General features: G+C 58.5%; 25 protein-coding genes. 15 read left to right on the top strand and 10 right to left on the bottom strand.

The features are described from left to right. Nucleotides 1-13 precede the first annotated feature (13 nt). Both ACR0I7_RS08185 and ACR0I7_RS08180 read left to right on the top strand, forming a co-directional pair. Nucleotides 14-634: an SCO family protein gene (locus ACR0I7_RS08185; protein WP_480509876.1), complete on the top strand. Its 621-nt coding sequence runs from the start codon at nucleotides 14-16 to the stop codon at nucleotides 632-634. An 85-nt stretch (nucleotides 635-719) separates the two neighbouring features. Continuing rightward, complete coding sequence (locus tag ACR0I7_RS08180; protein ID WP_480509874.1) at nucleotides 720-1,274, top strand: ActR/PrrA/RegA family redox response regulator transcription factor; 555 nt, start codon at nucleotides 720-722, stop codon at nucleotides 1,272-1,274. A 56-nt stretch (nucleotides 1,275-1,330) separates the two neighbouring features. On the opposite strand, the gene ACR0I7_RS08175 is transcribed toward ACR0I7_RS08180, so the two are convergent. Both ACR0I7_RS08175 and ACR0I7_RS08170 read right to left on the bottom strand, forming a co-directional pair. Continuing rightward, entirely contained in the window at nucleotides 1,331-1,690 is a 360-nt protein-coding gene (locus tag ACR0I7_RS08175) for a CHAP domain-containing protein (protein WP_480509872.1), read from the bottom strand. A 379-nt stretch (nucleotides 1,691-2,069) separates the two neighbouring features. After that, nucleotides 2,070-2,663: an HD domain-containing protein gene (locus tag ACR0I7_RS08170; protein ID WP_480509870.1), complete on the bottom strand. Its 594-nt coding sequence runs from the start codon at nucleotides 2,661-2,663 to the stop codon at nucleotides 2,070-2,072. Nucleotides 2,664-2,869: 206 nt separating this feature from the next. Between ACR0I7_RS08170 and ACR0I7_RS08165 the strand changes: the two genes are divergently transcribed. From ACR0I7_RS08165 to ACR0I7_RS08155, 3 genes are all read left to right on the top strand, one after another. Then, a complete protein-coding gene (locus ACR0I7_RS08165) occupies nucleotides 2,870-3,184 on the top strand; it encodes a hypothetical protein (RefSeq protein ID WP_480509868.1) in 315 nt (104 codons plus the stop codon). A gap of 101 nt (nucleotides 3,185-3,285) precedes the next feature. Continuing rightward, nucleotides 3,286-4,674 (top strand): adenosylhomocysteinase, encoded by a 1,389-nt coding sequence (gene ahcY, locus ACR0I7_RS08160; RefSeq protein ID WP_480509866.1) that lies wholly within the window; start codon nucleotides 3,286-3,288, stop codon nucleotides 4,672-4,674. Between the two features lie 13 nt (nucleotides 4,675-4,687). Further along, nucleotides 4,688-5,437 carry an extensin-like domain-containing protein gene (locus tag ACR0I7_RS08155; protein ID WP_480509864.1) on the top strand — a complete coding sequence of 250 codons (750 nt, stop codon included), beginning with the start codon at nucleotides 4,688-4,690 and terminating at the stop codon, nucleotides 5,435-5,437. A 17-nt stretch (nucleotides 5,438-5,454) separates the two neighbouring features. On the opposite strand, the gene ACR0I7_RS08150 is transcribed toward ACR0I7_RS08155, so the two are convergent. Continuing rightward, nucleotides 5,455-6,102, bottom strand: a complete 648-nt coding sequence (locus ACR0I7_RS08150) for a DUF899 family protein (RefSeq protein ID WP_480509862.1) — start codon at nucleotides 6,100-6,102, stop codon at nucleotides 5,455-5,457. 185 nt (nucleotides 6,103-6,287) lie between these two features. On the opposite strand from ACR0I7_RS08150, the gene ACR0I7_RS08145 reads away from it, so the two are divergent. Next, nucleotides 6,288-6,629 carry a DUF2853 family protein gene (locus ACR0I7_RS08145; protein WP_480509860.1) on the top strand — a complete coding sequence of 114 codons (342 nt, stop codon included), beginning with the start codon at nucleotides 6,288-6,290 and terminating at the stop codon, nucleotides 6,627-6,629. Nucleotides 6,630-6,856: 227 nt separating this feature from the next. On the opposite strand, the gene ACR0I7_RS08140 is transcribed toward ACR0I7_RS08145, so the two are convergent. Genes ACR0I7_RS08140 through tsaD form a run of 4 tightly spaced genes read right to left on the bottom strand, consistent with a single transcriptional unit; the run spans nucleotide 6,857 to nucleotide 9,597 of the window. Then, a complete protein-coding gene (locus ACR0I7_RS08140) occupies nucleotides 6,857-7,270 on the bottom strand; it encodes an EVE domain-containing protein (RefSeq protein ID WP_480509858.1) in 414 nt (137 codons plus the stop codon). Further along, nucleotides 7,270-7,539 (bottom strand): YciI family protein, encoded by a 270-nt coding sequence (locus ACR0I7_RS08135; protein ID WP_480509856.1) that lies wholly within the window; start codon nucleotides 7,537-7,539, stop codon nucleotides 7,270-7,272. Before ACR0I7_RS08135 ends, ACR0I7_RS08140 begins: the two co-directional genes overlap by 1 nt. Before the next feature lies 1 nt (nucleotide 7,540). Continuing rightward, entirely contained in the window at nucleotides 7,541-8,503 is a 963-nt protein-coding gene (locus tag ACR0I7_RS08130) for an NAD(P)H-dependent glycerol-3-phosphate dehydrogenase (RefSeq protein ID WP_480509854.1), read from the bottom strand. Continuing rightward, on the bottom strand, nucleotides 8,500-9,597 hold the full coding sequence (gene tsaD / locus ACR0I7_RS08125; protein WP_480510687.1) for a tRNA (adenosine(37)-N6)-threonylcarbamoyltransferase complex transferase subunit TsaD: 1,098 nt from the start codon (nucleotides 9,595-9,597) through the stop codon (nucleotides 8,500-8,502). Before tsaD ends, ACR0I7_RS08130 begins: the two co-directional genes overlap by 4 nt. Nucleotides 9,598-9,694: 97 nt before the next feature. Here tsaD and ACR0I7_RS08120 point away from each other — a divergent pair, with 97 nt between their 5' ends. The 3 genes from ACR0I7_RS08120 to ACR0I7_RS08110 are packed head-to-tail and all read left to right on the top strand — an operon-like array spanning nucleotide 9,695 to nucleotide 13,223. Then, on the top strand, nucleotides 9,695-10,408 hold the full coding sequence (locus tag ACR0I7_RS08120; RefSeq protein WP_480509852.1) for a uroporphyrinogen-III synthase: 714 nt from the start codon (nucleotides 9,695-9,697) through the stop codon (nucleotides 10,406-10,408). Nucleotides 10,409-10,462: 54 nt separating this feature from the next. Further along, the gene (locus tag ACR0I7_RS08115; RefSeq protein ID WP_480509850.1) at nucleotides 10,463-11,722 is read left to right on the top strand and encodes a COG4223 family protein; all 1,260 of its coding nucleotides are present in this window, start codon (nucleotides 10,463-10,465) and stop codon (nucleotides 11,720-11,722) included. Nucleotides 11,723-11,732: 10 nt separating this feature from the next. Next, nucleotides 11,733-13,223 (top strand): heme biosynthesis HemY N-terminal domain-containing protein, encoded by a 1,491-nt coding sequence (locus tag ACR0I7_RS08110; RefSeq protein ID WP_480509848.1) that lies wholly within the window; start codon nucleotides 11,733-11,735, stop codon nucleotides 13,221-13,223. Here the strand turns inward: ACR0I7_RS08110 and ACR0I7_RS08105 are convergent. From ACR0I7_RS08105 to ACR0I7_RS08095, 3 genes are read right to left on the bottom strand one after another with little or no spacing between them, the layout of a single operon-like run. Further along, entirely contained in the window at nucleotides 13,220-14,263 is a 1,044-nt protein-coding gene (locus ACR0I7_RS08105) for an ABC transporter substrate-binding protein (RefSeq protein ID WP_480509846.1), read from the bottom strand. The two genes, ACR0I7_RS08110 and ACR0I7_RS08105, sit on opposite strands and share 4 nt — an antisense overlap. After that, nucleotides 14,260-15,657, bottom strand: a complete 1,398-nt coding sequence (locus ACR0I7_RS08100) for a sensor histidine kinase (protein WP_480509844.1) — start codon at nucleotides 15,655-15,657, stop codon at nucleotides 14,260-14,262. The genes ACR0I7_RS08105 and ACR0I7_RS08100 overlap by 4 nt, the downstream gene beginning before the upstream one ends. Next, nucleotides 15,650-16,321 carry a response regulator transcription factor gene (locus tag ACR0I7_RS08095; RefSeq protein WP_480509842.1) on the bottom strand — a complete coding sequence of 224 codons (672 nt, stop codon included), beginning with the start codon at nucleotides 16,319-16,321 and terminating at the stop codon, nucleotides 15,650-15,652. Before ACR0I7_RS08095 ends, ACR0I7_RS08100 begins: the two co-directional genes overlap by 8 nt. A 164-nt stretch (nucleotides 16,322-16,485) precedes the next feature. Between ACR0I7_RS08095 and ACR0I7_RS08090 the strand changes: the two genes are divergently transcribed. The 6 genes from ACR0I7_RS08090 (at nucleotide 16,486) to ACR0I7_RS08065 (ending at nucleotide 22,894) form a co-directional block, all read left to right on the top strand. Continuing rightward, nucleotides 16,486-17,463, top strand: coding sequence for a Bug family tripartite tricarboxylate transporter substrate binding protein (locus ACR0I7_RS08090; protein ID WP_480509840.1), 978 nt, complete (start codon nucleotides 16,486-16,488; stop codon nucleotides 17,461-17,463). A gap of 81 nt (nucleotides 17,464-17,544) precedes the next feature. Continuing rightward, nucleotides 17,545-17,976, top strand: coding sequence for a tripartite tricarboxylate transporter TctB family protein (locus ACR0I7_RS08085; protein ID WP_480509838.1), 432 nt, complete (start codon nucleotides 17,545-17,547; stop codon nucleotides 17,974-17,976). 10 nt (nucleotides 17,977-17,986) lie between these two features. After that, nucleotides 17,987-19,525 carry a tripartite tricarboxylate transporter permease gene (locus ACR0I7_RS08080; protein ID WP_480509837.1) on the top strand — a complete coding sequence of 513 codons (1,539 nt, stop codon included), beginning with the start codon at nucleotides 17,987-17,989 and terminating at the stop codon, nucleotides 19,523-19,525. A 394-nt stretch (nucleotides 19,526-19,919) separates the two neighbouring features. Beyond that, nucleotides 19,920-21,095: an L-rhamnonate dehydratase gene (locus ACR0I7_RS08075; protein WP_480509835.1), complete on the top strand. Its 1,176-nt coding sequence runs from the start codon at nucleotides 19,920-19,922 to the stop codon at nucleotides 21,093-21,095. A 58-nt stretch (nucleotides 21,096-21,153) separates the two neighbouring features. Next, on the top strand, nucleotides 21,154-21,825 hold the full coding sequence (locus ACR0I7_RS08070; protein WP_480509833.1) for a GntR family transcriptional regulator: 672 nt from the start codon (nucleotides 21,154-21,156) through the stop codon (nucleotides 21,823-21,825). A 10-nt stretch (nucleotides 21,826-21,835) separates the two neighbouring features. Further along, nucleotides 21,836-22,894, top strand: a complete 1,059-nt coding sequence (locus ACR0I7_RS08065) for a 4-hydroxythreonine-4-phosphate dehydrogenase PdxA (protein WP_480509831.1) — start codon at nucleotides 21,836-21,838, stop codon at nucleotides 22,892-22,894. Nucleotides 22,895-22,905 lie beyond the last annotated feature (11 nt).

Below are 22,905 nucleotides of genomic sequence, written 5' to 3'. Positions count from 1 at the left end.
CAGGATATCCGACATGATCCGCCTCTATGCCATTCTCGCAACCTTGGTTCTGGCCGTCGGGATCGGCGCCATCTGGCTGTTGGCAAGCGGCACGGGTTCAGACGATAAGTTTGCGCAATGCCGGTCCAGCCAGATTGCAGGTGGTACGGCGGCGATCGGCGGGCCGTTTGAGCTGGTGAATGCCAAAGGCGAGATGGTGACAGACAAGGATGTGATCACCGAGCCGACATTGGTCTATTTCGGCTATACATTCTGCCCGGATGTCTGCCCCTTTGATATGTCGCGCAATGCCGAAGCAATTGATATCATGGCAGATCGCGGACAGTCGGTTACGCCGCTCTTTATCTCGATCGACCCTGACCGGGATACGCCCGAAGTTGTTGGTGATTACGCGTTCAACCTTCATGAACGGATGATCGCCCTGACAGGGTCGCCCGAGCAGGTCAAAGCGGCCAGCCGCGCCTATAAAACCTATTACAAGGCGCAGGACAAAAGCGATGAGTACTATCTGGTGGATCACTCGACCTTCACCTATCTGGTGACACCTCAGGATGGATTCATCGAGTTCTTTGATCGCAACGCCACCGCCGAACAGATGGCGGACAAGGTTGGATGTTTTCTGGAAAAGATGTAGCTGAAACTGGTCGTTTGACCTTTGTCGCGGCGCTGCTAATACTCACTAGCAGGCCAATGGCATGAATGAATAGAAAGATCCTCATATGGCAGACACCCCTCAGCTTGAAATCGGTCCAGATAAATCATTGCTTTTGGTCGATGATGATGAGCCGTTTCTGAGACGTCTGGCCAAGGCCATGGAAAAACGCGGGTTCGAGGTTGAGACCGCCGGTTCTGTTGCCGCAGGTCGCGCCATTTCCACTGCCCGTCCACCTGCGTATGCGGTCGTTGATCTGCGGCTTGAGGATGGCAACGGATTGGATGTAGTCGAAGTGCTACGCGAGAAACGCCCGGACAGCCGGGTTGTGGTTCTGACGGGGTACGGTGCGATTGCGACTGCTGTGGCTGCGGTCAAGATCGGCGCGACGGATTACCTGTCCAAACCCGCCGACGCCACCGACATTACAAATGCGCTGCTGGCCAAGGGCGATGAACTGCCCCCCCCGCCGGAAAACCCCATGAGCGCGGACCGTGTCCGTTGGGAGCATATTCAGCGGGTCTATGAGCTGTGCGATCGGAATGTGTCTGAGACGGCACGTCGCCTGAACATGCATCGCCGGACGTTGCAGCGGATTTTGGCAAAGCGCAGCCCGCGGTAGGGAACAGCAATCCGGGTTCGTTCGGAGCTTGGTTTCAGAGACAGATCTTTTAAGATCTATTCGCCGGAATTCGGATAGATAAACCCGTTCACCGGGTACAAGCTGCCATACTGGCCCGGACGGCTTTCGACCCGAACCAGCGTCCAGTCATTGTTTTTCGATACGTCCATGACGCCCATTTTCAGGGATACCTTGTTGCGGTGCCAATTGGCGTGGTTCACGATGACCTGCCGGTCGGTGACAACCTCGGACACAACAGCCACATGGCCCAGCGGCATGCCGCGGGTTGCTCGAAACGACATGACCGAACCCACAACCGGCTCATCACCCCGCTTGAAAGCACTGCGCGCCTTACCCCACCAGTCCTTGGCGTTGCCGCGAATTTGAATGCCGCTGAGGTTACGTGCGTAAGGCACACACCACACCCTTTGCCCCCGAGTCTGCTTTTGGGAGACCTCGCGCAGCGCCATTGACTGACGTTCCGGGTCGAGCGTCGTCTTGGTTGGGCCATGAGAGCAGGCAGAGATCAAACTAAAGAGCCCCACCGCAATTGCGGTTCGGGCTGTGCGGGACAAGCGCGGTCCATTCGTGTTGGTTTTGCGTATGCCGTTGTTCAAGAAGCTGTACTGCCCGTTCGAAGTCATGTGAGTTTTAGGGTGATCTGATGAGGTGTGAAAAGAGGGCTGCCGACACGCGGCAAGATTTCGCCTGTCTGTTTGAGATGGAATTCTCAACAATTGTCTCTATCCGGCAATTTTGACGGAAGTTTGGCGCCCAACAGGATTTGAGTTTGAACTATGTTTCTCTTAACAACGCCTCATGCCGCGCCAAATATGCCTCCCGCACATCAACCGGGGGTCTTAGTGTAATCGTCAAGCTTTCCATCATCGCCCGATCCGGGCGGCCAAAAAACTTGGTGGCCTCCGTCTCGGAAAACCCGGCAATCTGTGTCGCCTCCATCCAAGCGCTGATCTTGTCGGCTTTCTTGATCTGCCGCTTCACGGTTTTTGGCACCGCAGCGGGCAGACCAAAGCGGATATGTATCGCTGCAGCCAGACGGTCATCCAACGCGCCATAGTCGGGGCCGACAGCGGATTTAACCGGCGAGATCATGTCGCCGATCACATATTCGGGGGCATCATGTAACAAAGCCGCCAGACGCCATTTCACAGGCGCTTTGGGGGCAATCCGGCCAAACAGCTCTTCGACCAGCAGCGAATGCTCGGCTACGGAATAGGCGAAATCACCCTTGGTCTGGCCGTTCCAACGCGCCACAAAGGCCAGCCCGTGGGCGATATCCTCAATCTCGATATCGACAGGTGTCGGATCCAGCAGATCAAGTCTGCGGCCCGACAGCATCCTCTGCCATGCGCGGGGTTGTGTTGCCATTTTGCAATGCCTTGTGAAGTTGGACACATTATAATCTTATTTTTCTGCTATGATGTATCTGTCAGGATCACCAGCTGCCAACGTTTTCTTGAGCACTCGTGCTTTGAACCGCGGCGATACGATCCCGACATACAGGACTGAGGGGGGTGCTGACTCCTCCCAGTTGCGCCCTCTCGAAACGAAACTCGTATCGAAAGGAACTTGCTATGTTCAAGCGTTTGTTTGCCCTTACTCTGACCTTTGGAATGGCTGCTACGGCTCCGCCTGCCTTTGCCCAAAGTTGCGCGATGCGTGATGATGTCATTGCTAAACTGCAGGACAGCTATTCCGAAGAGCTGACTTTTGGTGGTCTGCAAAAGACTCGCGGCGCGCAGTCGGTCATGGAGGTATGGTCCTCGAAAGAGACCGGGACCTATACCGTTTTGATGACCCACGCCAACGGCACGAGCTGTATTGTTGCCGCCGGCACCGATTTTTTTGAAGCCGTGCCCAAGATCAAGGTTGAAGGCACGCCAAGCTGAATTTTGCAGCGCTGATCCCGTTTCCGGCCATCTCCGTTGCCACTGGTTCAAAGGGATGCTAGTGGCTGCCCGGACTATGATTTACCGGAATGGAGCTTTTGATGGCCGGGGACTATATCGTTAAGGACATTTCGCTGGCCGGGTTCGGCCGCAAGGAATTGGATATCGCCGAGACCGAAATGCCGGGCCTGATGGCCCTGCGTGCCGAATATGGCGACAGCAAACCGCTGAGCGGCGCCCGCATCGTCGGTTCGCTGCATATGACAATCCAAACAGCCGTTCTGATCGAAACGCTGGTGGCGCTGGGCGCAGATGTGCGTTGGGCTTCGTGCAACATCTTCTCGACCCAGGACCATGCGGCGGCGGCGATTGCCGAAGCGGGCATCCCTGTTTTTGCGATCAAAGGGCAATCTCTGGAGGAGCATTGGGATTATCTCGACAAATCCTTCCTGTTCGATGACGGTCCCAACATGATTCTGGACGATGGTGGTGACGCAACGCTGTATATCTTGCTGGGTGCGCGCGCTGAAGCGGGTGAGGACATCATCCCCGTTCCTGGTTCGGAAGAGGAAGAGGTGATCAAAAAACAGATCGCCAAGCGTATGGCGGCCTCCCCCGGCTGGTTCACCAAGATGCGCGACCAGATCAAGGGTGTGTCCGAGGAAACCACCACCGGTGTGAACCGTCTGTATCAGCTGGTGAAAGAGGGCCATCTGCCCTTCCCGGCGATCAACGTGAATGACTCTGTCACCAAATCGAAATTCGACAACAAATATGGCTGTAAGGAATCGCTGGTTGACGGCATCCGTCGCGCCACTGACACGATGCTGGCCGGTAAGGTTGCTGTGGTCTGCGGCTATGGTGATGTGGGCAAAGGCTCGGCTGCTTCGCTGGCGGGCGCGGGTGCCCGTGTGAAAGTAACGGAAGTTGACCCGATCTGCGCCCTGCAGGCCGCGATGGACGGGTTCGAGGTTACTTTGCTGGAAGACGAAGTTGCCAAGGCTGATGTGTTCATCACCACCACGGGCAACAAGGACGTGATCCGCATCGAGCATATGCGCGAGATGAAGGACATGGCCATCGTCGGCAACATAGGTCACTTCGACAACGAAATTCAGGTGGCCAGCCTGAAGAACCACAAATGGACCAACATCAAGGAACAGGTGGACATGATCGAGATGCCCTCGGGCAACCGCATCATCCTGCTGTCCGAAGGCCGTCTGCTGAACCTTGGCAACGCCACCGGCCACCCCTCGTTTGTGATGTCGGCATCCTTCACCAATCAGGTTCTGGCGCAGATCGAGCTTTTCACCAAAGGTGATCAATACAAAAACGAAGTTTACATTCTGCCCAAGCATCTGGACGAGAAAGTGGCCCGCCTTCATCTGGACCGCATCGGCGTGAAGCTGACCCAGATGGACAGCGAGCAGGCTGCCTATATCGGCGTTAAGCCGGAAGGCCCGTACAAGCCGGAACATTACCGCTACTAAGTGCGACTTACGCATGAGTGACGAACCCAAACGCCGCCGATTTTTGCTATCGGCGGCGTTTTTCATTTTCAGAATAGCGGTTGTGACCATTCTGTTGGGCGGCGGCGGTTGGTGGATATTGGCGCATCCTGACACGCCGGTGCCGTCGCATTGGAATCCGCTGCGCGCGCTCAAGGTGACCGCACCGGTCACCCCGGTCACGCGATATCAGCTCAACCGCGCGCTGGCGGATGAAGCGCAGTGCCGATCAGCCCTGGTTCAGGCGGGCGCGGATTTTGAGACGATGGACGATCTGATCGTGGATGAAAACTGTGGCATCCGTGACCGGGGCCTTTTGTCGGGGCTCGTGTCGTCGGATGTGGCGGGTGTCGAAACCAGCTGCGCCACGGCTCTGCGACTGGCCATGTGGGACCATCACGTGGTTCAGCCCGCCGCCCAGGACCTTTTGGGAACGTCGGTGCGCCGTCTGAGGCATGTGGGCAGCTATAATTGCCGCCGAATGCGCAACGCGCAAGGCCCGACCAGCCGTTGGAGCAGCCATGCGACGGCTGATGCCATCGATATCATTGGCGTACAGCTTGCCGATGGGCGCAGTTTGACGTTGCTGTCTGACTGGGATTCAGGTGGGCCCGAAGGGGTCTTCCTGCGTCAGATCGGGCAGGGGGCCTGTGACTGGTTTCGCGTCGTTTTGGGACCGAACTTCAACCGGCTTCATGCAGATCACTTCCATCTGCAAGGTCCCGGTTGGGGGTATTGCCGATAGCGCTGCGCCGGGGGACTCTAGCGCAGGGAAGGAAAGAAATCTCCGCGCCCCTGGGGCGTGAAATCCAGAATGTTCCACAGCGGCCATGCCGTATCCACATGGCGCGGGTGCCAGTCGCTGGGTTCAAAGAACAACTCGGAACTCCAGAAGTGATGGATGCAATCCTGATCGCGTTTGAACACGTTGAGGATCGGCAATTGGCTTCCGTCGTCAGCCTCGGCCAGATAACTGCTCTGATAATCCGTCCCAAGTGCGGAGTAGAGAGGAAGATCATCCCATCTCATCCGCGTCTTGAGGTCAGACAGTTTCTCAGGGGTGTTCTGCGCAACTACGGCAAATGCAGAGCTGTGAGAGATATGACTGATCTGTCCGTTGATGCCATCCAGAAAGGCCGAACACATCGGGCAAGGCTGTTCGGCATTGGGGCCATACATCAGTGAATATACGCTAAGGCTGTCGTGTGTTCCGAACAACGAAGACAGCGGGGCGGGCTGATCGTCAAGCGATCGGAACGCATAGTCCTGCGGCACTTTCCCCCCTTTGGGCAGGGTGCGCCGCAAGCGGGCGACCTCTTCGGTTTGTTCTCTCAGTGCGGCTTCGGCAGACAGCAACTTGTTGCGGGCCGTTCTGTATTCGGGGCTTTCATTGGGTAGGGAAACGGTCATCATAGCCTCCTGATCTATAATTTAACTTACATGTTAAATAAAGAAATGAGACAAATCAAGCCTGGGGACTAGCCGGGTTTTGCTTACGGGGAATGCCGTTGATTTTTCCCTTTGTGTAAATTTTCTCGTACTTTACGTTACTATTGCGCTGGAAAGGCCAAACTAAAATCAACCGGGAGACGACAATGGGAAAACGCGACGAGCTGATCGCCAAATATGCTGAAGACCTGAAGGGCAAATGCGGCATGGATCCTGATATGGACCTGCTGACCAAAGTGACAATCGGCTGCGGTCCGGCCATCTATGACGCAGACGCAGCCACCGTGGCCGCCAGCCAAGAGGGTGAGCTGGAGACAGTCAAAAACAACTTCCTCATCAAAAAGCTGGGTCTGTCCGATGGCCCAGAGTTGATGGAAGCGATCAACAAGGCCATGGAAACCTATGGCATGTCCGAGCGCAACAAATACCGCGCGGTTGTCTATTACATGCTGACCAAGCAGTTTGGCAAAGAAGCAGTCTATAGCTGACCCAATTCAGAATGTCTTGCAGCGCCCGCAGCGATCCCTGCGGGCGTTTTGTATTTGAATTGTAATTTAAGGACTTGGTGTTTGATCTGACCGGTGGAAACCGGATAGCGTCAGGATGTGACCAGGACGGTCAGAGCCAAAGATTCTATACGTGTGTGGTGAGTAGGGAGCACGCGGGGTAGGGAAGGTTCTGCATCGTCAGGGCCTTCCCTTTTTCCTCAATCGGCCTATGTTTCACCCATCGCACAGATCACTTGCCACTCGGCTTCGGACACCGGTTGGACGGACAAGCGTGAGTTTCTGACCAGAACCATCTCGGCCAAACGCTCGTCCGCTTTGATCTGATCCAGAGTCACGGCGGTGGTAAAGGGGCGAATGGCCTTGATGTCCACGCATTCCCAACGTTCATCGTCGGTTGTGCTGTCGGGATGCGCCTCTGCGCAGACCTCGACAATGCCGACAATCGCCTTGTCTTTTTGGGAATGGTAGAAGAACCCTCTGTCGCCCAGTTTCATCTGACGCATGAAGTTTCGGGCCTGATAGTTCCGCACACCGTCCCATTCCTCGCCAGCATTACCCTTGGCGACCTGTTGATCCCAGCTCCAGGTCGAAGGTTCGGATTTGAACAGCCAATACGCCATCAGCCCACCACCCGTTTCCAGGGGATCAATTCAACCGATGCGAACAGACCGGCCAGCGCATAAGGATCGCTTGCGGCCCATTCCTGTGCGACGGTCATATCCTCGACTTCCAGAATGATCAGCGATCCGATCATGTCTTCGCCGTTCAGCAGCGGCCCGGCCTGCGCCACAACGCCGGTTTCTTCGATATAGGCCAGATGGGCGGCGCGGTTGTCCAGTCGGGTTTGCAGGGCACCGTCCTTGTCACGGGCGATCAGGGCGATCAGCATGTTATTCCTCCTTAAGTGGGCGATTTAGCAGGGATTGAATCGCCTCGACCACACTGTAGGCGCCGTGGCTCAGTTCTGCCACCGTTGTACTGATGGGCATCTCTAATCCTTCGGATTGGGCGATATCTGCCACCGCGCGCGCGGTGGCCACGCCTTCGACGGTGGTTGCGGTATCAAAGCGTTCCTGGCGGCCCAGCGACAGGCCAAACCGATAGTTTCGCGACAGCTTGGACGAGCAGGTCAGCACCAGATCGCCAAGGCCCGACAGCCCCATCAACGTGTCAGGGCGCGCGCCGCGATGGGCGGCAAAGCGCTGCATCTCGGCAAAGCCCCGGGTCATCAGCGCCGCGCGGGCGCTGTCGCCCATGCCTTCGCCAATGCAGGCACCGCAGCCGATGGCCATCACATTCTTAAGGGCTCCGCCCAGTTCGGCCCCGACCGTGTCCGTGGTGCGATAGAGCCGCAGGTTGGCGGTTGTCAGCTCAGCCTGCAGAACCTGCCCCAGATGCGCGTCTGCGCATGCAAGTGTCAGCGCCGTGGGCAATCCCCGCGCGATGTCATCGGCAAAGCTGGGCCCGGTCAGCAGGGCAGCGCGCGCATCTGGGAATGTTTGCGCGATCACCGAAAGCGGACCCAGCCCGGTGGACAGCTCTATCCCCTTGCAGCAAGCAATCAGCGTTTTGCCCTTGAGAGCGACGGCGTGTTCGGTCAGCGCTGCGCGAAGTTTCTGCATCGGAACAGCCATCAACAGCGCATCGGCCTGTATCGCGGTTTCAATATCGGCGGTGACGTTCAGCCCCGTGGGTAGTGTAACGCCCGGCAAGCGGGCCTTGTTCTCACGCTGATCCTGCATGCGCCGCGCCTGCTCGGCATCCCGCGCCCACAGCGTTACCGGACCGTTCCCCGCCAGCGAAATCGCCAGAGCAGTACCAAATGCGCCGGACCCCAGAACCGAAACGCTCATGCCTTGGCGCCTTTCTTGCCACTGCCCAGCATTGCTGGGCTTGTCTTATCCAGCGGCCATCGGGGTCGCGCCGTCAGATCGAGCCCGTCGCGCGCCCCTGCGCGAAACCGCTCGATCCCCGCATAGGCGATCATGGCGGCGTTATCCGTACAAAGGCTTAGGGGTGGGGCGGAAAAGCGGGCGTCAAAATCGGCGCAAACAGTCTCTAACACTGATCTAATGGCCGTATTTGCAGCTACGCCACCTGCTACAGCCACCACGGGTTTAGAGGGGTTTTCTTCAAGGTACAGTGCGATTGCACGTCGGGTTTTCTCTGCCAGCGTGTCGACCACGGCCTGCTGAAACCCTGCGCAGAGGTCGGCGCGGTCCTGCCGCGTCAGGCCGCCTTTTTCTGCGACAATCTGGTCCCGCATGCGCATTAAGGCCGTCTTCAGACCCGAGAATGACAGATCGCACCCGGGGCGATCCAGCAAGGGGCGTGGAAACCGGAACCGGTTCGGATCACCAGAGCGCGCCTCAGCCTCGACCGAGGGGCCGCCCGGTTGCGGCAGGCCCAAAAGACGCGCGGTTTTGTCAAAGGCCTCGCCCGGGGCGTCATCGATGGTGCCTCCCAGTCGGGTGAAGTGTTCGGGGCCATGGGCGATCAGGTACTGACAATGTCCGCCCGACACCAGAAGCATCAGATAGGGAAAACCGATCCCATCCGTCAGTCTTGGTGTCAGTGCGTGACCCGCCAGATGGTTTACGCCGATCAGGGGCAGGCCAGTTGCGGCGCTCAGGCCCTTGGCGCACATGACACCGGACATCACCCCGCCGATCAATCCCGGCCCCGCAGTGACGGCAATGGCGTCCATGTCTCTGAGGGCCAGACCGGCGGCGTCTAACGCCTGACGCACGCAGATATCCAGCTTTTCGGCATGCGCGCGCGCTGCAATTTCCGGGACAACACCGCCAAAGGCGCTGTGCAGTTCGGTCTGGCCATGCACGATGGATGACAGGATCTCGGCCTGTGCCCCGTGGCTGTGTCGTATAACGGCGGCGGCTGTGTCGTCACAGCTGCTTTCCAATCCAAGGACGGTAAGTGTTTGCACCATTGGCGTGATCCGTTGCATCATGACTGCCACGCGGGGTATCACCCTGCGCGGATGCAAACAATCCTCAAGGCCGAGGCGCTGCCCGTTGTATTTGTTGATGACCCGTCCTCGCGCCGCCTCTGAAAGGTTTGTCGCGCAACTGCCGACCCGCATCAGGTTGCACGTGAAGGTCATCCATTCCCCATTGCTGGATATTCGGCCAATGGCCGCTCAGATTGATGTGGCGGATGCGAAGGGGCTGATTTTCACGTCCGCAAATGCGGTGAATGCCGCCGCATCGCTGAATGTGCGCACCGATTTGCCTGCCTATTGCGTGGGGCCGGCGACAACCGGGACCGCCGAGGGCGCGGGCTGGGATGCGCGGATGGTAGGTGGCACTGCCGAAGAGTTGGTGGCTGCGCTGTTGCATATCCGGCCCGCCAGCCCGCTGCTGCACCTGCGCGGCGAACACAGTCGCGGCAATGTCGCTGAACGCTTGACTGAGGCAGGTCTGACGACACGGGAACAGCCGGTCTATCAGCAGCGTTTGCTGCCCTTGACGGCTGAGGCGCGCGCCGCAGCCGATACCGCAGTGCCGGTGATTGCACCCGTGTTCTCACCGCGCACCGCGCGACAATTTGCCGATATCTGGACCGGTTCCGCCCCTTTATGGATTGCAGCAATAAGCGAAGCGACCGCTGAGCCCCTTAAATCCTTGACCTACGAGCGCCTCAGGATCGCCCGAGAGCCGACGCCCGAGAAAATGAGGAAAGCCGTTAAAAAGCTTGTGAAACATGCGATGCGGGTTGAGGGTGAGCCGGGCGCGGATTAACTTGGACCAGTCTGTTGTTCAGGTGATTTTAGATTCGATAGGGGGAATACGCCGGTGGCTGGTAAGAAGAAAACCGATCAGGAACCCGTAGAAGACCCCAAATCGGAACAGAAGATCGAAGACATTGCCGCAGAAGCCAGCACTGAAACTCAGGACACGCGGCTTGACGAAGTAGAGTCCAGCGAAGAGGTCGTTTCCGAAGCCGAAGCCGAAGCCGAAGCCGAAGCCGAAGCCGAAGCCGAAGCCGAAGCCGAAGCCGAAGCCGAAGCCGAAGCCGAAGCCGAAGCCGAAGCCGAAGCCGAAGCCGAAGCCATTCCAACGCCTGTCAATCAAGAGATCACCGACCCGGTTGTGCAAAAACGCGGCGGTTTTGTTCCGGCCCTGATCGGGGGCGCAATTGCTGCGGCGATCGGATTTGCCGCCGGCAGCGCGGGGATGTTCAGTTCGGGCGACGCAAATGCCATTGCTGACCTGCAGACTCAGATCAGCGATCAATCCAAGCAGATTGACGCTCTGACCAAATCTCTGTCTGACGCGGCGGAGTTGGACAAAAAGATCACTGCGCTGACCGATCAGGTCACGCCGATCACATCGGATCTGGATGCGGTGAAGGCCGACCTTGATGGGCTGACCGGCAAGATTGATCCGCTGGCCAGCCGCCTGAGCGATCTGGAAAGCGGCGGGCTGACGCAAGGTGCTTCGCCGGAAGCATCGGCTGCTTTTGAGGCCGAGTTGAAAAAGCTGCAAGACTCGCTTGCGGCGCAGCGTGCGGAAGTTGAGAAAATGGTTTCTGATGCGCAGGCGCTTGAAGCCAAAGCTGCGGCTGAGGCCCGCGCAGCGACGAATACGGCCATTCTGACGCGGTTGCACGGCCAGCTGGATGCGGGTCTGCCCTATGAGGACCTCGTGACAGAGCTGCAGGCGGGCGGTTTGACGGTGCCGGATACGCTGTCTGCCCCTGCAAGCAAGGGGGTGGCAACATTGGCGGCGCTGAGCGCCTCGTTCGCCCCTGCCGCCCGTACCGCACTGGCGGATGCCCGGAGCGCCGACAAAGGCACAGGTCTGGTGGCGTTTTTGCAACGTCAGACCGGGGCACGCTCGGTAACGCCGCAGGACGGCGACGACCCGGATGCGGTCCTGTCGCGGGCTCAGGCCGCTCTGGCAGACGGGGATTTGTCCAAGGCGCTGACCGAGCTTAAATCGCTGCCCGACGCGGCACAATCGGCGATGGCAGGTTGGGAACAGACCGCACAAACACGGTTGTCTGCTGTCGAAGCCGCACAAGCGCTTGCTGCAAGCGTAAACTCGAACTGAAGGACCTGCCATGCTGTGGTCATTGTTTAAGATCCTCGTTTTTGTAGCGATTATCGGCCTGCTGGCGATGGGCGCCGGATATCTTATGGAGACAAGTGGCGGTGTGCAGATCACGGTTGCAGGCACCGAATATACGCTCAGCCCGCTTCAATCCGTCATCGCGCTGGGCGTTCTGGTTTTTGCCGTCTGGCTGTTTTTCAAACTGCTCAGCCTGTTGGTCGCGACACTGAAATTCCTCAATGGCGATGAAACCGCCCTGTCGCGTTACTTTGATCGCAGCCGCGAGCAGCGCGGCTATCAGGCACTGGCCGATGGGCTGATGGCGCTGGCATCGGGCGAAGGGCGGGTCGCGCTGATGAAGGCCAACAAGGCTGAAAAGCTGCTGAACAAGCCCGAATTGACCAGTCTTCTGGTCGCGCAAGCCGCTGAGATGACCGGCGACACCAAGAAAGCATCGGATACTTACAAGAAGCTGGTGACGAACAACGCCACGCGGTTTGTGGGTGTGCGTGGCATTATGAAACAAAAGCTGGCCGAGGGGGATGACGAAACAGCGCGTAAGCTGGCGGAAAAAGCGCTGGCGCTGAAACCGCGCCATCAGGAAACGCAGGATGTGCTGCTGAACCTGCAGACCAAGGCGCAGGATTGGGCCGGAGCGCGGTCCACGCTCAGTGCCAAGCTGAAATCCGGCCATTTGCCGCGCGATGTGTTCAAACGCCGCGATGCGGTGCTGGCTTTGTCCGAGGCTAAGGAGATTCTGGACGATACCGCCAGCCTCGCTCAACAGGAGCATGCAATCGAGGCGAACCGTCTGTCTCCTGATCTGGTTCCGGCTGCGGCAATGGCCGCACGCGCCTATATTTCCAAGGGCAAGGCCCGGGCTGCGACCAAGATCATCAAGAAGGCGTGGGAAGTTCAGCCGCATCCCGATCTGGCGCATGTCTTTGCTGAGATCGCACCGGATGAAACCCCTGCCGAGCGGATCAAGCGTTTTGCCATGCTGACCCGTGTGCATCCTGAGAATATGGAAACCCGGCTTATTCTGGCTGAACTGAACATCGTTGCCGAAGACTTCCCCGAGGCACGGCGCGCGCTGGGCGATGTGGTCGAACAGCAGGCCGATGCGCGCGGTTATACCCTTATGGCTGCGATTGAACGGGGCGAGGGGGCATCAGATGCCGTTGTCCAAGGCTGGCTCGCCAAAGCGTTGAACGCGCCGCGCGGTCCGCAATGGGTTTGCGACAATTGTCACGACATCCAGCCCGAATGGGGACCGGTTTGTCAGAATTGCAACAGCTTCGACACGCTCAGCTGGCAAACCCCGCAGACGCCCGAAATGGCCAGCGTGATCGGGGTGCATATGCTGCCGCTGATCGTCGGCGCGCTTGAGGACAAGGCCGATGACATTCATGATGCCGATGAGGGCGAAGAACCGGACCAAGACGACGTGATCGAAATGGATGCCGAACCGGCACCGGCTGAGGAGGCGAAATCGGCCTAGCGCGCGGTCTCTACCTGAAAGGCATCGTTCCAGAGTTTGAACAGCTCGGCGCGCCGGTTCTGATCCCGTGCCACCAGTAAGGCCGGCGAGAGCGGGATGAAGCGGCGCGCGCTGGGGGCAAGCCCGGTTTCTGTTGCGTCCATACGGGCGACCAGCCCTGAGTCCGCCAACAGGTCCTGAGCCTCGCGAGACAGCAGAAAATCGAGCAGCCGGGTCGCTCCGCTGCTGTTCTGAGACTGGCGCGAGATCATGAATGCACGCGACAGGACCAGTGTGTAGTCTTCGGGCAAGATGATACCCACACCGGGTGCGTTGGCATTGGCGACGTAAGAGCCCAGCACGTTATACGCAATCAGAAACCTGCCGTCGGCCACGTCTTGAATGATTTCGGCCGAGCAACAGGTCGCAACAGCATCGATGCGCGCAAACCCTTCGATCAACGAGCCGAATGTCGTGGCCTCGAGGCTGTCTCCATAGGCGAACAGATAACCCAGACCCGAAGCAGCAATGTCATAGGTCGCTACACGTCCGCGCAGCAATTCCGGCTGCGTCCGCATCGCATCCAGCAGGGCAAACCGATCGCGCGGCACATCCGCATCCTGCAAGCGGTCTTTGTTATAGGCGATAACGGCGGGTTCGGTGGTGACACCCCAGAGCTCGTCGCGCCAGCGGCGGGCCGGGGGCAGCGCCTCGGTCAGCGGTGAGGTATAGCTGTAGGCGCAGGCCGAGTTGACCAGCCAGACCATCTGCTGAATTGCCGAAGAAAAGACCACATCCGCATTGTTTTCGCCCGATTTGCAGGCCTCTTTGCTCAGTTGAAACAGGGCGTTCGATCCCCATTGCTCGTAGGTGATCGTCAGGTTGGGATTGAGCTCGGTGAACCGGTCCAGAACGGGCTCGATGATGGCGATATCCGTGGTCGAACGGACCAGCAGGGCGTCGGGGCCCGTGCCAAATTCCGTCGTTGCCTCCTGTGCGTGTGCCGGGTGCGTCGCCAGCATGGCCAGGCATATCACGCATGAAATCAGAAGACGGCTCATGCAGGTCCTCCATCCGTTGAGGCCGGAAAGTTCAGCGCGACGCGAAATCCGGTTTCACTGCGCGCCATTTCCACCTGCCCGTCAAACGCCTCGGCCGTCGATTTTACAATCGACAGGCCCAGACCGGTGCTGTCTTCGCCGGATCCGGTGTTGCGGTTGAACCGGTCGCCCAACTGACTGGAAATGGCGGTGTCCGGCCCGCATCCCTGATCGTGAACCCAAAGGATGGCGCGGTCGCCATCCCGTTCGGCGCCGATACTGACCGGAGGTTTACCGTGCCGCAACGCATTACCCAGAAGGTTCTTTGCCGCTTCGCCGATTGAAAAGGCATCCGCATTCACCAATACTGGCTGCTCACCGATCCTTAGCTGCACTTCGATGCCTGGCGCAATCACCTCGTGATCGCGTTGTTCGACGATCTCAAGCGCCACTTCGCGCAGGTCGACCGGCAGGCGTGGGGCGCTGTCGATGCGATGAATGACCATGGCCCGGGACAACAGCTGATCCAGCAAGGTCCCGAGAGAGCGTGTGCGGCCCAGCAGCCGGTCCAGTGCCCGTTTGCTGGCCGGTGCGCGTGATCCTTCCTGCGCAATTTCGGCCTGCACCCGAATAGCCGCAACCGGTGTCCGCAACTGATGCGCCGTATCTGCGATCAGGTTGCGCATTGTGGCGACCTGCCGTTCCAACCGACCCATAAAACGATTCATCGCCAACAGCATGACCTGCAATTCCTGCGGCAGCCCATCGCTTTTCATTGGCGTCAGATCATAGGGGTCGCGCAGGGCCAGATCGGCCGACAGCGCCTCGAGCGGGCGCAGCGCCGACCGTGTTACGAACCATGACATGATCAGCAAAAGCCCCCCCGCCAGCGCCATGGGCAACAGCGCGTCGCGCATCAGACCGGCGGTCATCGCCCGACGCGCATGCAGGGTTTGCCCGACAAGGATTTCGACCTCTCCGGAAAAGTCCCGCTCGGCGAACCGGCGCGCCACCAGAACGAACCGTGCCGGTTCGCCGTTAAGATCAGATGTGAAATAGTGCGGAGTGCTTTCGGGACTCGCAGGACGGTCTATGACCGTGTCCCGGTCCAGCCCAGTGATGAATGGTCCGTCCGGGATCTGAACCGCATAATAGATGCGATCTTCGGGTGCCTGCGCGAGCAGCTCGAATGCCGATACCGGCAGATCGACAACCGGAGCGCCGTCCTGAATACGGACCGATTCGGCGATATCGCTCGCTGCCCCCAGCAACAACCTGTCATAGGCCTGCCGTGCAGCCAGACGCCCGTTGCTCCAGATCGACAGGCCAACCAGAAACCCGCCAATCAACAGGATTAAAATCACCGCGCTGAGAACACGCGCCGTCAGGCTGTGGGGCAAATGAATTTTAGCCATTCAATCCGATCCGATAACCTACGCCGCGCTGGGTCGTGATCTCGACAGGGCTGCCGGTAAACTTCTTGCGCAGGCGGGCTATGTAAAGCTCGATCGCGTTTTCGCCGACATCGGTATCCTCAAAACCGTAAAGCGAGTCGTAGAGGCGTGTTTTCGACAGGAATTGCCCTTCGTGGCGGATCAGCGCGTCCAGAACCGCAGCTTCGCGCGCTGTCAGGTTGAGCCGCTTGCCATCAAGCGTCGCACTGCGGTCCTTGGGGGCATAGATCAGCGGACCAAGGGCGATCTGTTCGCTTTTGCGATCCGCGTCGCGCCGCACAAGCGCGCGCAGACGGGCCTCAAGCTCGCGCTGATCAAAGGGTTTTCCCAGATAGTCGTCGGCACCTTTGTCCAGCGCGTCAACCCGATCCTCGACCGACGTCAGTGCGGTCAGCATCAGCACCGGTGTCCGGTCGCCGGTCGATCTTATGTCGGCGAGAAAATGAAGACCGGACCCGTCTGGCAGGTTGATATCCAGAAGAATGGCGTCATAGCTTTGAACTGCGCAAAAATCGCGGGCGGAATCGACGGTGGTCGCCAGATCGCAGACCACGCCCGAGCGCGCCAGATGTGCGACCACACCTTCCGCCAGGTCTTCGGCGTCTTCGATCATCAGTACGCGCATCCATCCCCCCGGAAACCGCCAACCCTCGCGTGACAGGTTCGTGACAGCATTATCCGCTAAAGGAAATCAACCTGCAAGAAAGGGTCAACCGGCCCATTTGCTGCGGGGATCGGTTTCGGCTGTTCACAAACAGCCCAAAAAAAGACCTTTTGGAGGAGAAACGAATGAAAATTTTTGGAACCAGTGGTGCCATTGCGGCGGCTGTCTTTGCCCTGTCCGGCTTTGCGGCCAGCGCGCAGGAGAACCCGGAATGTATCGCACCGGCCAACCCGGGCGGTGGCTGGGACTTCACGTGCCGTCAGGTCGGTAAGTCGCTGCAGGACCTGAGCCTGATTGACCAGACCATGCAGGTTGTGAACCTGGCTGGCGGCGGTGGCGGTGTTGCCTTTGCCGAGGTCGTCAACAAACGTAACGACGACGACAGCCTGATTGTTGCGGCTAGTGCCGCGACCGCGACCCGTCTGGCGCAGGGTGCATACCCGGGCAACACCATGGATCAGGTCCGCTGGCTGGCCTCGATCGGTGCCGACTATGGCGTGATTGCCGTCGCAGCCGACAGCAAAGTTGAAACGCTGCCGCAGCTGCTGGATAGCATCAAGGCTGATCCGACTGCTGTTTCCGTTGCTGGCGGTTCGGCTGTGGGTGGCTGGGACCACCTGAAGGTTCTGATCGCTGCAAACGCCTATGGTATCGAAGATGTACGGTCCGTTAAGTACATCGCCTTTGATGGTGGTGGCGAGGCGGTTACCCAACTGCTGGCTGGTTCGGTTCAGGCCTTCACCGGGGATATCTCGGAAGCCAAAGGTTTTGTGGATTCGGGTGATATCCGCGTGATCGCGGTACTGGCGCCTGAACGCCTGCCCGGCGAGTTCGCCGATTTCCCGACTGCCAAAGAACAGGGCGTTGATGCAATCGGTGCAAACTGGCGCGGTTTCTATGCCCCCGGGGGCATGACCGACGAGGCATATGACGCATGGGTCGGTAAGATTGGTGATCTGTATGCATCGGACGAGTGGAAAGAGGTTATGGCCGCAAACGGTCTGGCCCCGCTGAGCCTGCAAGGTGCAGACTTCCAGAACTTCGTCGCGGAGTCTGTTGGTCAAATCCAGACCATCTCGAAAGAGATCGGCATCATCAAGTAAGTCGGTCTCAACCGATCTCAGGGTGCTGCGCGTGGCTGCAGCACCCGCTTTGAATTTCTACCCGAACAACAGGAGACACCGATGAGTGACCGTATCTTCGGGGTCGTCGGCATCCTTCTCGCCATCGGATTCGCTTTTTCCGCGCTTGCGATCGAAGAGAGCTTTCTTTCCGATGCCGTTGGACCCAAAGCCTTCCCGCTGATAATTGCCGCTATTCTTGGCCTGTCGAGTGCCGTGATTGCATTGCGCCCCGACGCTGAACCGGAATGGCCTGCCTTGGGCCGTTTTGTCGAGGTCGCCGCCTCTGTGGTGGTTATGATCCTTTATGCCGAAATGCTGCCGGTCATCGGCTTTGTCATCGCAACCGCGTTTGCTGCGACTTATCTCGCCTGGCGGTTGGGTTCGGGCCCGATCGAGGCCGTCTTTGTCGGCATCGGCACATCCGTCGGCATCTATGTCATCTTCCATCTGGTTCTGGGCCTGTCACTGGCTCGCGGACCGCTGGGTTTCTAAGGGGAACGTCATGGAAATTTTTACATCCCTTGGCGACGGTTTCGCCATTGCTCTGACATGGCAGAACCTGATGTTGGCCCTGCTGGGCTGCTTTCTGGGCACCATCATGGGCGCACTGCCTGGGTTGGGCCCGTCAAATGGCGTGGCCATTCTGATTCCGCTTGCCTTTACACTAGGCCTGGGCGCGACGCCTTCGCTGATCCTTCTGACAAGCGTTTACTACGGGGCCATGTATGGCGGCCGTATCTCATCTATTCTGTTGAACATCCCGGGCGATGAACCGGCGATGATGACCTGTCTGGATGGGCACCCGATGGCCAAGAAGGGTTTTGCGGGCGAAGCGCTGTCGCTGTCCGGTATCGCGTCGTTTGTCGGTGCGTTTCTTGCGACATGGGGTCTTATCCTGCTGGCCCCGCAGCTGGTCAAGATCGCGCTTCTGTTTGGTCCCGCGGAATATTTTGCTCTGTTTGCACTGGCCTTCATGACACTGGGCGGCGTGTCGTCGACCAATCAGGCCAAATCTGCTTTTGCGGCGGCGCTGGGCCTTGGCCTTGCGACGATTGGGGTCGATACCCAGACCGGTGTTCCGCGTTTCACTTTTGGCGAAGTTCACCTGTATGACGGGCTGGATTTCCTTGTCGCGATTGTGGGTCTGTTTGCTCTGTCCGAGGTGTTCATTTTCCTTGAACATCGCCACGGTGGATCGGATGCCGAGGGCCGCAAGCTGAACATCGGGCGGCTTTATCCACCGATGTCGATGATCAAGAAATGTACACCCACCATGCTGCGGACGTCTTTCCTTGGCTTCATCGCGGGCGTACTGCCCGGCGCTGGTGCTTCGCTGGGCTCGTTCATCTCTTATTCGATGGAGAAACGGCTGGTCGACAAAGAAAACACCTTTGGCACCGGTGATCCACGTGGGGTGGCCGCGCCTGAGGCAGGCAACAATGCGGCCGCTGGCGGTGCGCTGGTACCGATGCTGGCGCTGGGGGTTCCGGGGTCCGGAACCACGGCCGTGCTGCTGGCAGTTCTGCTGGCGCTGAACATCACACCGGGTCCGCTGCTGTTCACGCAGAATCCGGATGTGGTCTGGGGCCTGATCGCGGCGCTGTTCATTGCGAACTTTATGCTTCTGGCCATGAACATCCCGATGGTGGGCCTGTTTACCCGTGTTCTGATGATCCCCTCGCGCATTCTTATGCCAATCGTGGCCATGGTCAGCTTTGTAGGTATCTACGGCATTTCGGGCTCCAGCTTTGACCTGCTGGTGATGATCGGGTTCGGTGTGATGGGCTGGGTCCTGCGCAAGCTGGACGTGCCGCTGGTACCGATTATCCTGGGTACGTTGCTGGGCAACTCGATGGAGAATAACCTGCGCCGGGCCGTCACCATCGATAACGGGAACTGGTGGACCCTGGTCGACAGCCCACTGTCCATCGCTTTGTGGTCCATTGCGATCATCGGCTTTGTACTGCCCCTGATCGTTGGTGCCCGCGTCAAAGCCAAGATGCACCAGCGCAAAGACGAAGAAGGCGCGATCAGCGACTGATCCCTGATCCGGGCCGCCGCCCTGCGCCGCGGCCCGGATTGCACCATGCCCACGACGGGCGCTGGGCAGACACTGTTTCCCCTCGCAAACACATCAAGTTCCGGTTCGTCCTGCTATGATGCAGGCCTAATTGAGCCTGAACCGAAAGCATTGGCGATTGCATCCGCAAACGTGGCTGTCAGAGACTCGGGCAGCAACGCTCAGGTTGCAAATTTTTGGAATACCAAATACAGAATGCCATTGACTGAGGCCTTACAAATCTCTTAGGTGAACACCAAGCTTGTACGAACCCTCATCTGACATATCCGAGGGTCGTTTGCTGGGGCGCATTTGCGCAAAAGATTGCTTAGGGTGCGCGGCTTGGACCGTGCATACGAATTGACTGAGGACAAAGATGACGAAGATTAAGTCCATTCGAACCCGAGTTTGGAACTGGACCGGTCCGACGGTACCTCCGCAGGGTCATTTCTGCACCAACGCCTCGGACACGCTGTGGGAAAAAGGGGACGCAATGTCGTCGTTCCGGTTTCATCAGTGGATGACGTGCGAGGTGGAAACAACTGATGGTACGATAGGGATCGGCAACGCCGCCCTGGCGCCGACTTTGGTCAAGAAGGCCATCGACGGGTATTATGCGCCGCTGGTCATCGGCGAAGACCCGTTCGACTATGCATATATCTGGGAAAAGATGTACCGCAAAACCCACGCTTGGGGCCGCAAAGGTATCGGGATGACGGCAATTTCGGCCATCGATATCGCGATCTGGGACCTGATGGGCAAGCTTGCGGGCAAACCGGTGTTCAAACTGCTGGGCGGTCGTACCAAAGAGAAGATCCCGGTTTATTACTCCAAGCTGTATGCCGATGATGTCGATGCCATGCAGGCCGAAGCGGCCGAGGCGCAAAAGAACGGCTATGGCGGATACAAGATGCGTTTTGGCTTTGGCCCCAAGGATGGCATGGCAGGGATGCGCGAGAATCTGAAGCGCGTCGAAGCGGTGCGCGAGGTGATCGGCTATGACGTGGACCTGATGCTGGAATGCTATATGGGCTGGAACCTGGACTACACCAAGCGCATGTTGCCCAAGCTGGCGAAATACGAGCCGCGCTGGCTGGAAGAGCCGGTGATTGCTGACGATGTAGAAAGCTATTGCGAACTGAACGCGATGAACATCGTGCCCATTTCGGGTGGCGAGCATGAATTCTCGGTAATTGGCTGCAAGGATCTGATCGAAAAGAAGGCCGTCAGCGTTCTACAATACGACACCAACCGGGTCGGCGGCATTACGGCGGCGCAGAAGATCAATGCCATTGCAGAAGCGTTTCAGGTGCCGGTTATCCCGCATGCCGGGCAGATGCACAACTATCACCTCACGATGGCCAACGCGAATTGCATGATCGCCGAATATTTCCCCGTCTTTGACGTCGAGATCGGCAATGAGCTGTTCTATTATGTGTTTGAAGGCGACCCCGTGGCGACGGATGGTCATCTGCAACTGGACGATGATCTGCCTGGGCTGGGCATCACGATCTCGGACAAGCATTTGAACCATTTCGAGATTCAGGAGTAGCCGCGCGCAACAACTGAGAGACAGCATTATGGCCGCATATGTTTCCAAAAAATCAGCTTTGCTTCCCGAAGGAGCCCGGGTTGCACCGCGACGCAGTCTGGCGGATGAGGCCGCCGATACGCTGCGCGAGCTGATCCTGTTGGAAAAGCTTGCCCCGGGCACCGCATTTTCTGAACGCGACCTTGCAGAAGGGCTTGGGATCAGCCGGACGCCCCTGAAGGAGGCCGTACGCACGCTCGAGGCCGAAGGTCTGATTGAATATGGCCCGACCCGCCGCCCGCGGGTCGCGGACCCCTCGATCGAAGAGCTGCAGCAAAATCTGAAAGTTCTCGGGGCGCTGGAAGGGCTGGCGGGTGAGCTGGCCTGTGCAGAGGCCACAAATCGAGAGATCGCCGAGATTGCCAAGCTATGCGATCAGATGACATCGGCCAGTGCGACCATAGATCAGTTGAAATACTTCCGCTGGGACATGGAGTTTCACCGCAAAATCATCCTGTCCTCGCGCAATGATCCCCTTATCGCGACCCACGCCCAATATAATGCGCGCCTGTGGCGGGCGCGGTTCATCTCGTCCAAGCGGCGTGGCGAACGCAACAGTACACTGGGGCAACATGTCGACATCGTTGCAGCGCTGCAGAAGCGTGACGGACCGGAAACTGCCCGACAGATGAGACGGCATCTTGAAACAACGGTTGTCAATATCACGGCGGCCTTAACGGACTCTGAGTGAAAGCAAAGATATGACGGACCCCATTCCTTTCGACGCGCGCAAGACGCTGGTTCTGATTCAGGGCGATCCAGCCGGTATCGGACCGGAACTGCTGATTAAACTGCTGAGCCAGGAAGGTGTCCGCGATGCGGCCAAACTGGTTGTGATTGGAGATCCGGGTATTTTCGCGCGCGGGGAAGAGCAGGTTGGTGTGGTCATTGGAGGTGTACGCCACGCCCCGCTGGATGCCCCGGTCGACATTGCAGAAGGGGAAATCCTACATCTCGATATGCCGGTGGACGGCATCAACGATGTCGCGGTGTCTGCCGTCTCTGCCGCAGGTGGTGCGTCGTCGATTTCAGGCCTACACCGGGCTTTGGAACTGTCCCGCGATGGCGTGGCGGATGGTATCGTTTTCATGCCGTTCAACAAGGAATGCATGCATCTGGGCGGCAATGATTTTACCGATGAGCTGGGCTATGCCCGCCAGTTCTTTCAGCTTGAGGCCCGCCCAAGCGAATTCAACGTGGCCAACGGGATGTGGAACGGTCGTGTGACCAGCCACGTCGCCATGAAGGATGTTCCCGATCTGTTGTCCGTCGCACGGATCGAGGAGAGCATTCACCTTGCCGACCGCACGTTGAAATCGGCGGGTTATGACCGGCCCCGCATCGTTGTTGCGGCCTATAATCCCCACGCCGGGGATGGCGGTCTGATGGGCGATGAAGAAATCCGTGTCATCCGTCCGGCGGTTGAGAAAGCACAACAGAAACAGGTGAACTGTGTCGGGCCGCTGCCGGCGGATACGCTTTGGCTGAAAGTGCGCGACGGCGAATATGACGCGGTGGTGACCATGTATCACGATCAGGGCCAGATCGCGATCAAGTTGCTTGGCTTTGATCGTGGCGTTTCGGTCTTGGCGGGGCTGCCGGTGCCGATCACAACCCCTGCGCATGGCACGGCGTTTGATATCGCGGGCCAGAACAAGGCCAATGTGGTGCCCACGCAAAACGCGTTCACCATGTGCCTCAACATGGCCAGCAATCGCAAGGCCACGGATGGCGTGACCAGCGAACGAGAAACTGTCTGAATTTGAACAAT

The organism is Ruegeria sp. AM1 (assembly GCF_056540745.1).
This window is presented reverse-complemented; position numbering and strand designations above follow the sequence as displayed.

What these genes read in the sequence shown, in the direction of transcription:
- ACR0I7_RS08145 (WP_480509860.1), top strand. Translation starts at nt 6,288, where the DNA reads ATGGGAAAACGCGACGAGCTGATCGCCAAATATGCTGAAGACCTGAAG.
- ACR0I7_RS08150 (WP_480509862.1), bottom strand. Translation starts at nt 6,102, where the DNA reads ATGACCGTTTCCCTACCCAATGAAAGCCCCGAATACAGAACGGCCCGC.
- ACR0I7_RS08090 (WP_480509840.1), top strand. Translation starts at nt 16,486, where the DNA reads ATGAAAATTTTTGGAACCAGTGGTGCCATTGCGGCGGCTGTCTTTGCC.
- ACR0I7_RS08180 (WP_480509874.1), top strand. Translation starts at nt 720, where the DNA reads ATGGCAGACACCCCTCAGCTTGAAATCGGTCCAGATAAATCATTGCTT.
- ACR0I7_RS08085 (WP_480509838.1), top strand. Translation starts at nt 17,545, where the DNA reads ATGAGTGACCGTATCTTCGGGGTCGTCGGCATCCTTCTCGCCATCGGA.
- ACR0I7_RS08140 (WP_480509858.1), bottom strand. Translation starts at nt 7,270, where the DNA reads ATGGCGTATTGGCTGTTCAAATCCGAACCTTCGACCTGGAGCTGGGAT.
- ACR0I7_RS08170 (WP_480509870.1), bottom strand. Translation starts at nt 2,663, where the DNA reads ATGGCAACACAACCCCGCGCATGGCAGAGGATGCTGTCGGGCCGCAGA.
- ACR0I7_RS08185 (WP_480509876.1), top strand. Translation starts at nt 14, where the DNA reads ATGATCCGCCTCTATGCCATTCTCGCAACCTTGGTTCTGGCCGTCGGG.
- ACR0I7_RS08080 (WP_480509837.1), top strand. Translation starts at nt 17,987, where the DNA reads ATGGAAATTTTTACATCCCTTGGCGACGGTTTCGCCATTGCTCTGACA.
- ACR0I7_RS08155 (WP_480509864.1), top strand. Translation starts at nt 4,688, where the DNA reads ATGAGTGACGAACCCAAACGCCGCCGATTTTTGCTATCGGCGGCGTTT.
- ACR0I7_RS08105 (WP_480509846.1), bottom strand. Translation starts at nt 14,263, where the DNA reads ATGAGCCGTCTTCTGATTTCATGCGTGATATGCCTGGCCATGCTGGCG.
- ACR0I7_RS08135 (WP_480509856.1), bottom strand. Translation starts at nt 7,539, where the DNA reads ATGCTGATCGCCCTGATCGCCCGTGACAAGGACGGTGCCCTGCAAACC.
- ACR0I7_RS08120 (WP_480509852.1), top strand. Translation starts at nt 9,695, where the DNA reads ATGACCCGTCCTCGCGCCGCCTCTGAAAGGTTTGTCGCGCAACTGCCG.
- ACR0I7_RS08100 (WP_480509844.1), bottom strand. Translation starts at nt 15,657, where the DNA reads ATGGCTAAAATTCATTTGCCCCACAGCCTGACGGCGCGTGTTCTCAGC.
- ACR0I7_RS08095 (WP_480509842.1), bottom strand. Translation starts at nt 16,321, where the DNA reads ATGCGCGTACTGATGATCGAAGACGCCGAAGACCTGGCGGAAGGTGTG.
- tsaD (WP_480510687.1), bottom strand. Translation starts at nt 9,597, where the DNA reads ATGGTGCAAACACTTACCGTCCTTGGATTGGAAAGCAGCTGTGACGAC.
- ACR0I7_RS08075 (WP_480509835.1), top strand. Translation starts at nt 19,920, where the DNA reads ATGACGAAGATTAAGTCCATTCGAACCCGAGTTTGGAACTGGACCGGT.
- ACR0I7_RS08110 (WP_480509848.1), top strand. Translation starts at nt 11,733, where the DNA reads ATGCTGTGGTCATTGTTTAAGATCCTCGTTTTTGTAGCGATTATCGGC.
- ahcY (WP_480509866.1), top strand. Translation starts at nt 3,286, where the DNA reads ATGGCCGGGGACTATATCGTTAAGGACATTTCGCTGGCCGGGTTCGGC.
- ACR0I7_RS08130 (WP_480509854.1), bottom strand. Translation starts at nt 8,503, where the DNA reads ATGAGCGTTTCGGTTCTGGGGTCCGGCGCATTTGGTACTGCTCTGGCG.
- ACR0I7_RS08165 (WP_480509868.1), top strand. Translation starts at nt 2,870, where the DNA reads ATGTTCAAGCGTTTGTTTGCCCTTACTCTGACCTTTGGAATGGCTGCT.
- ACR0I7_RS08065 (WP_480509831.1), top strand. Translation starts at nt 21,836, where the DNA reads ATGACGGACCCCATTCCTTTCGACGCGCGCAAGACGCTGGTTCTGATT.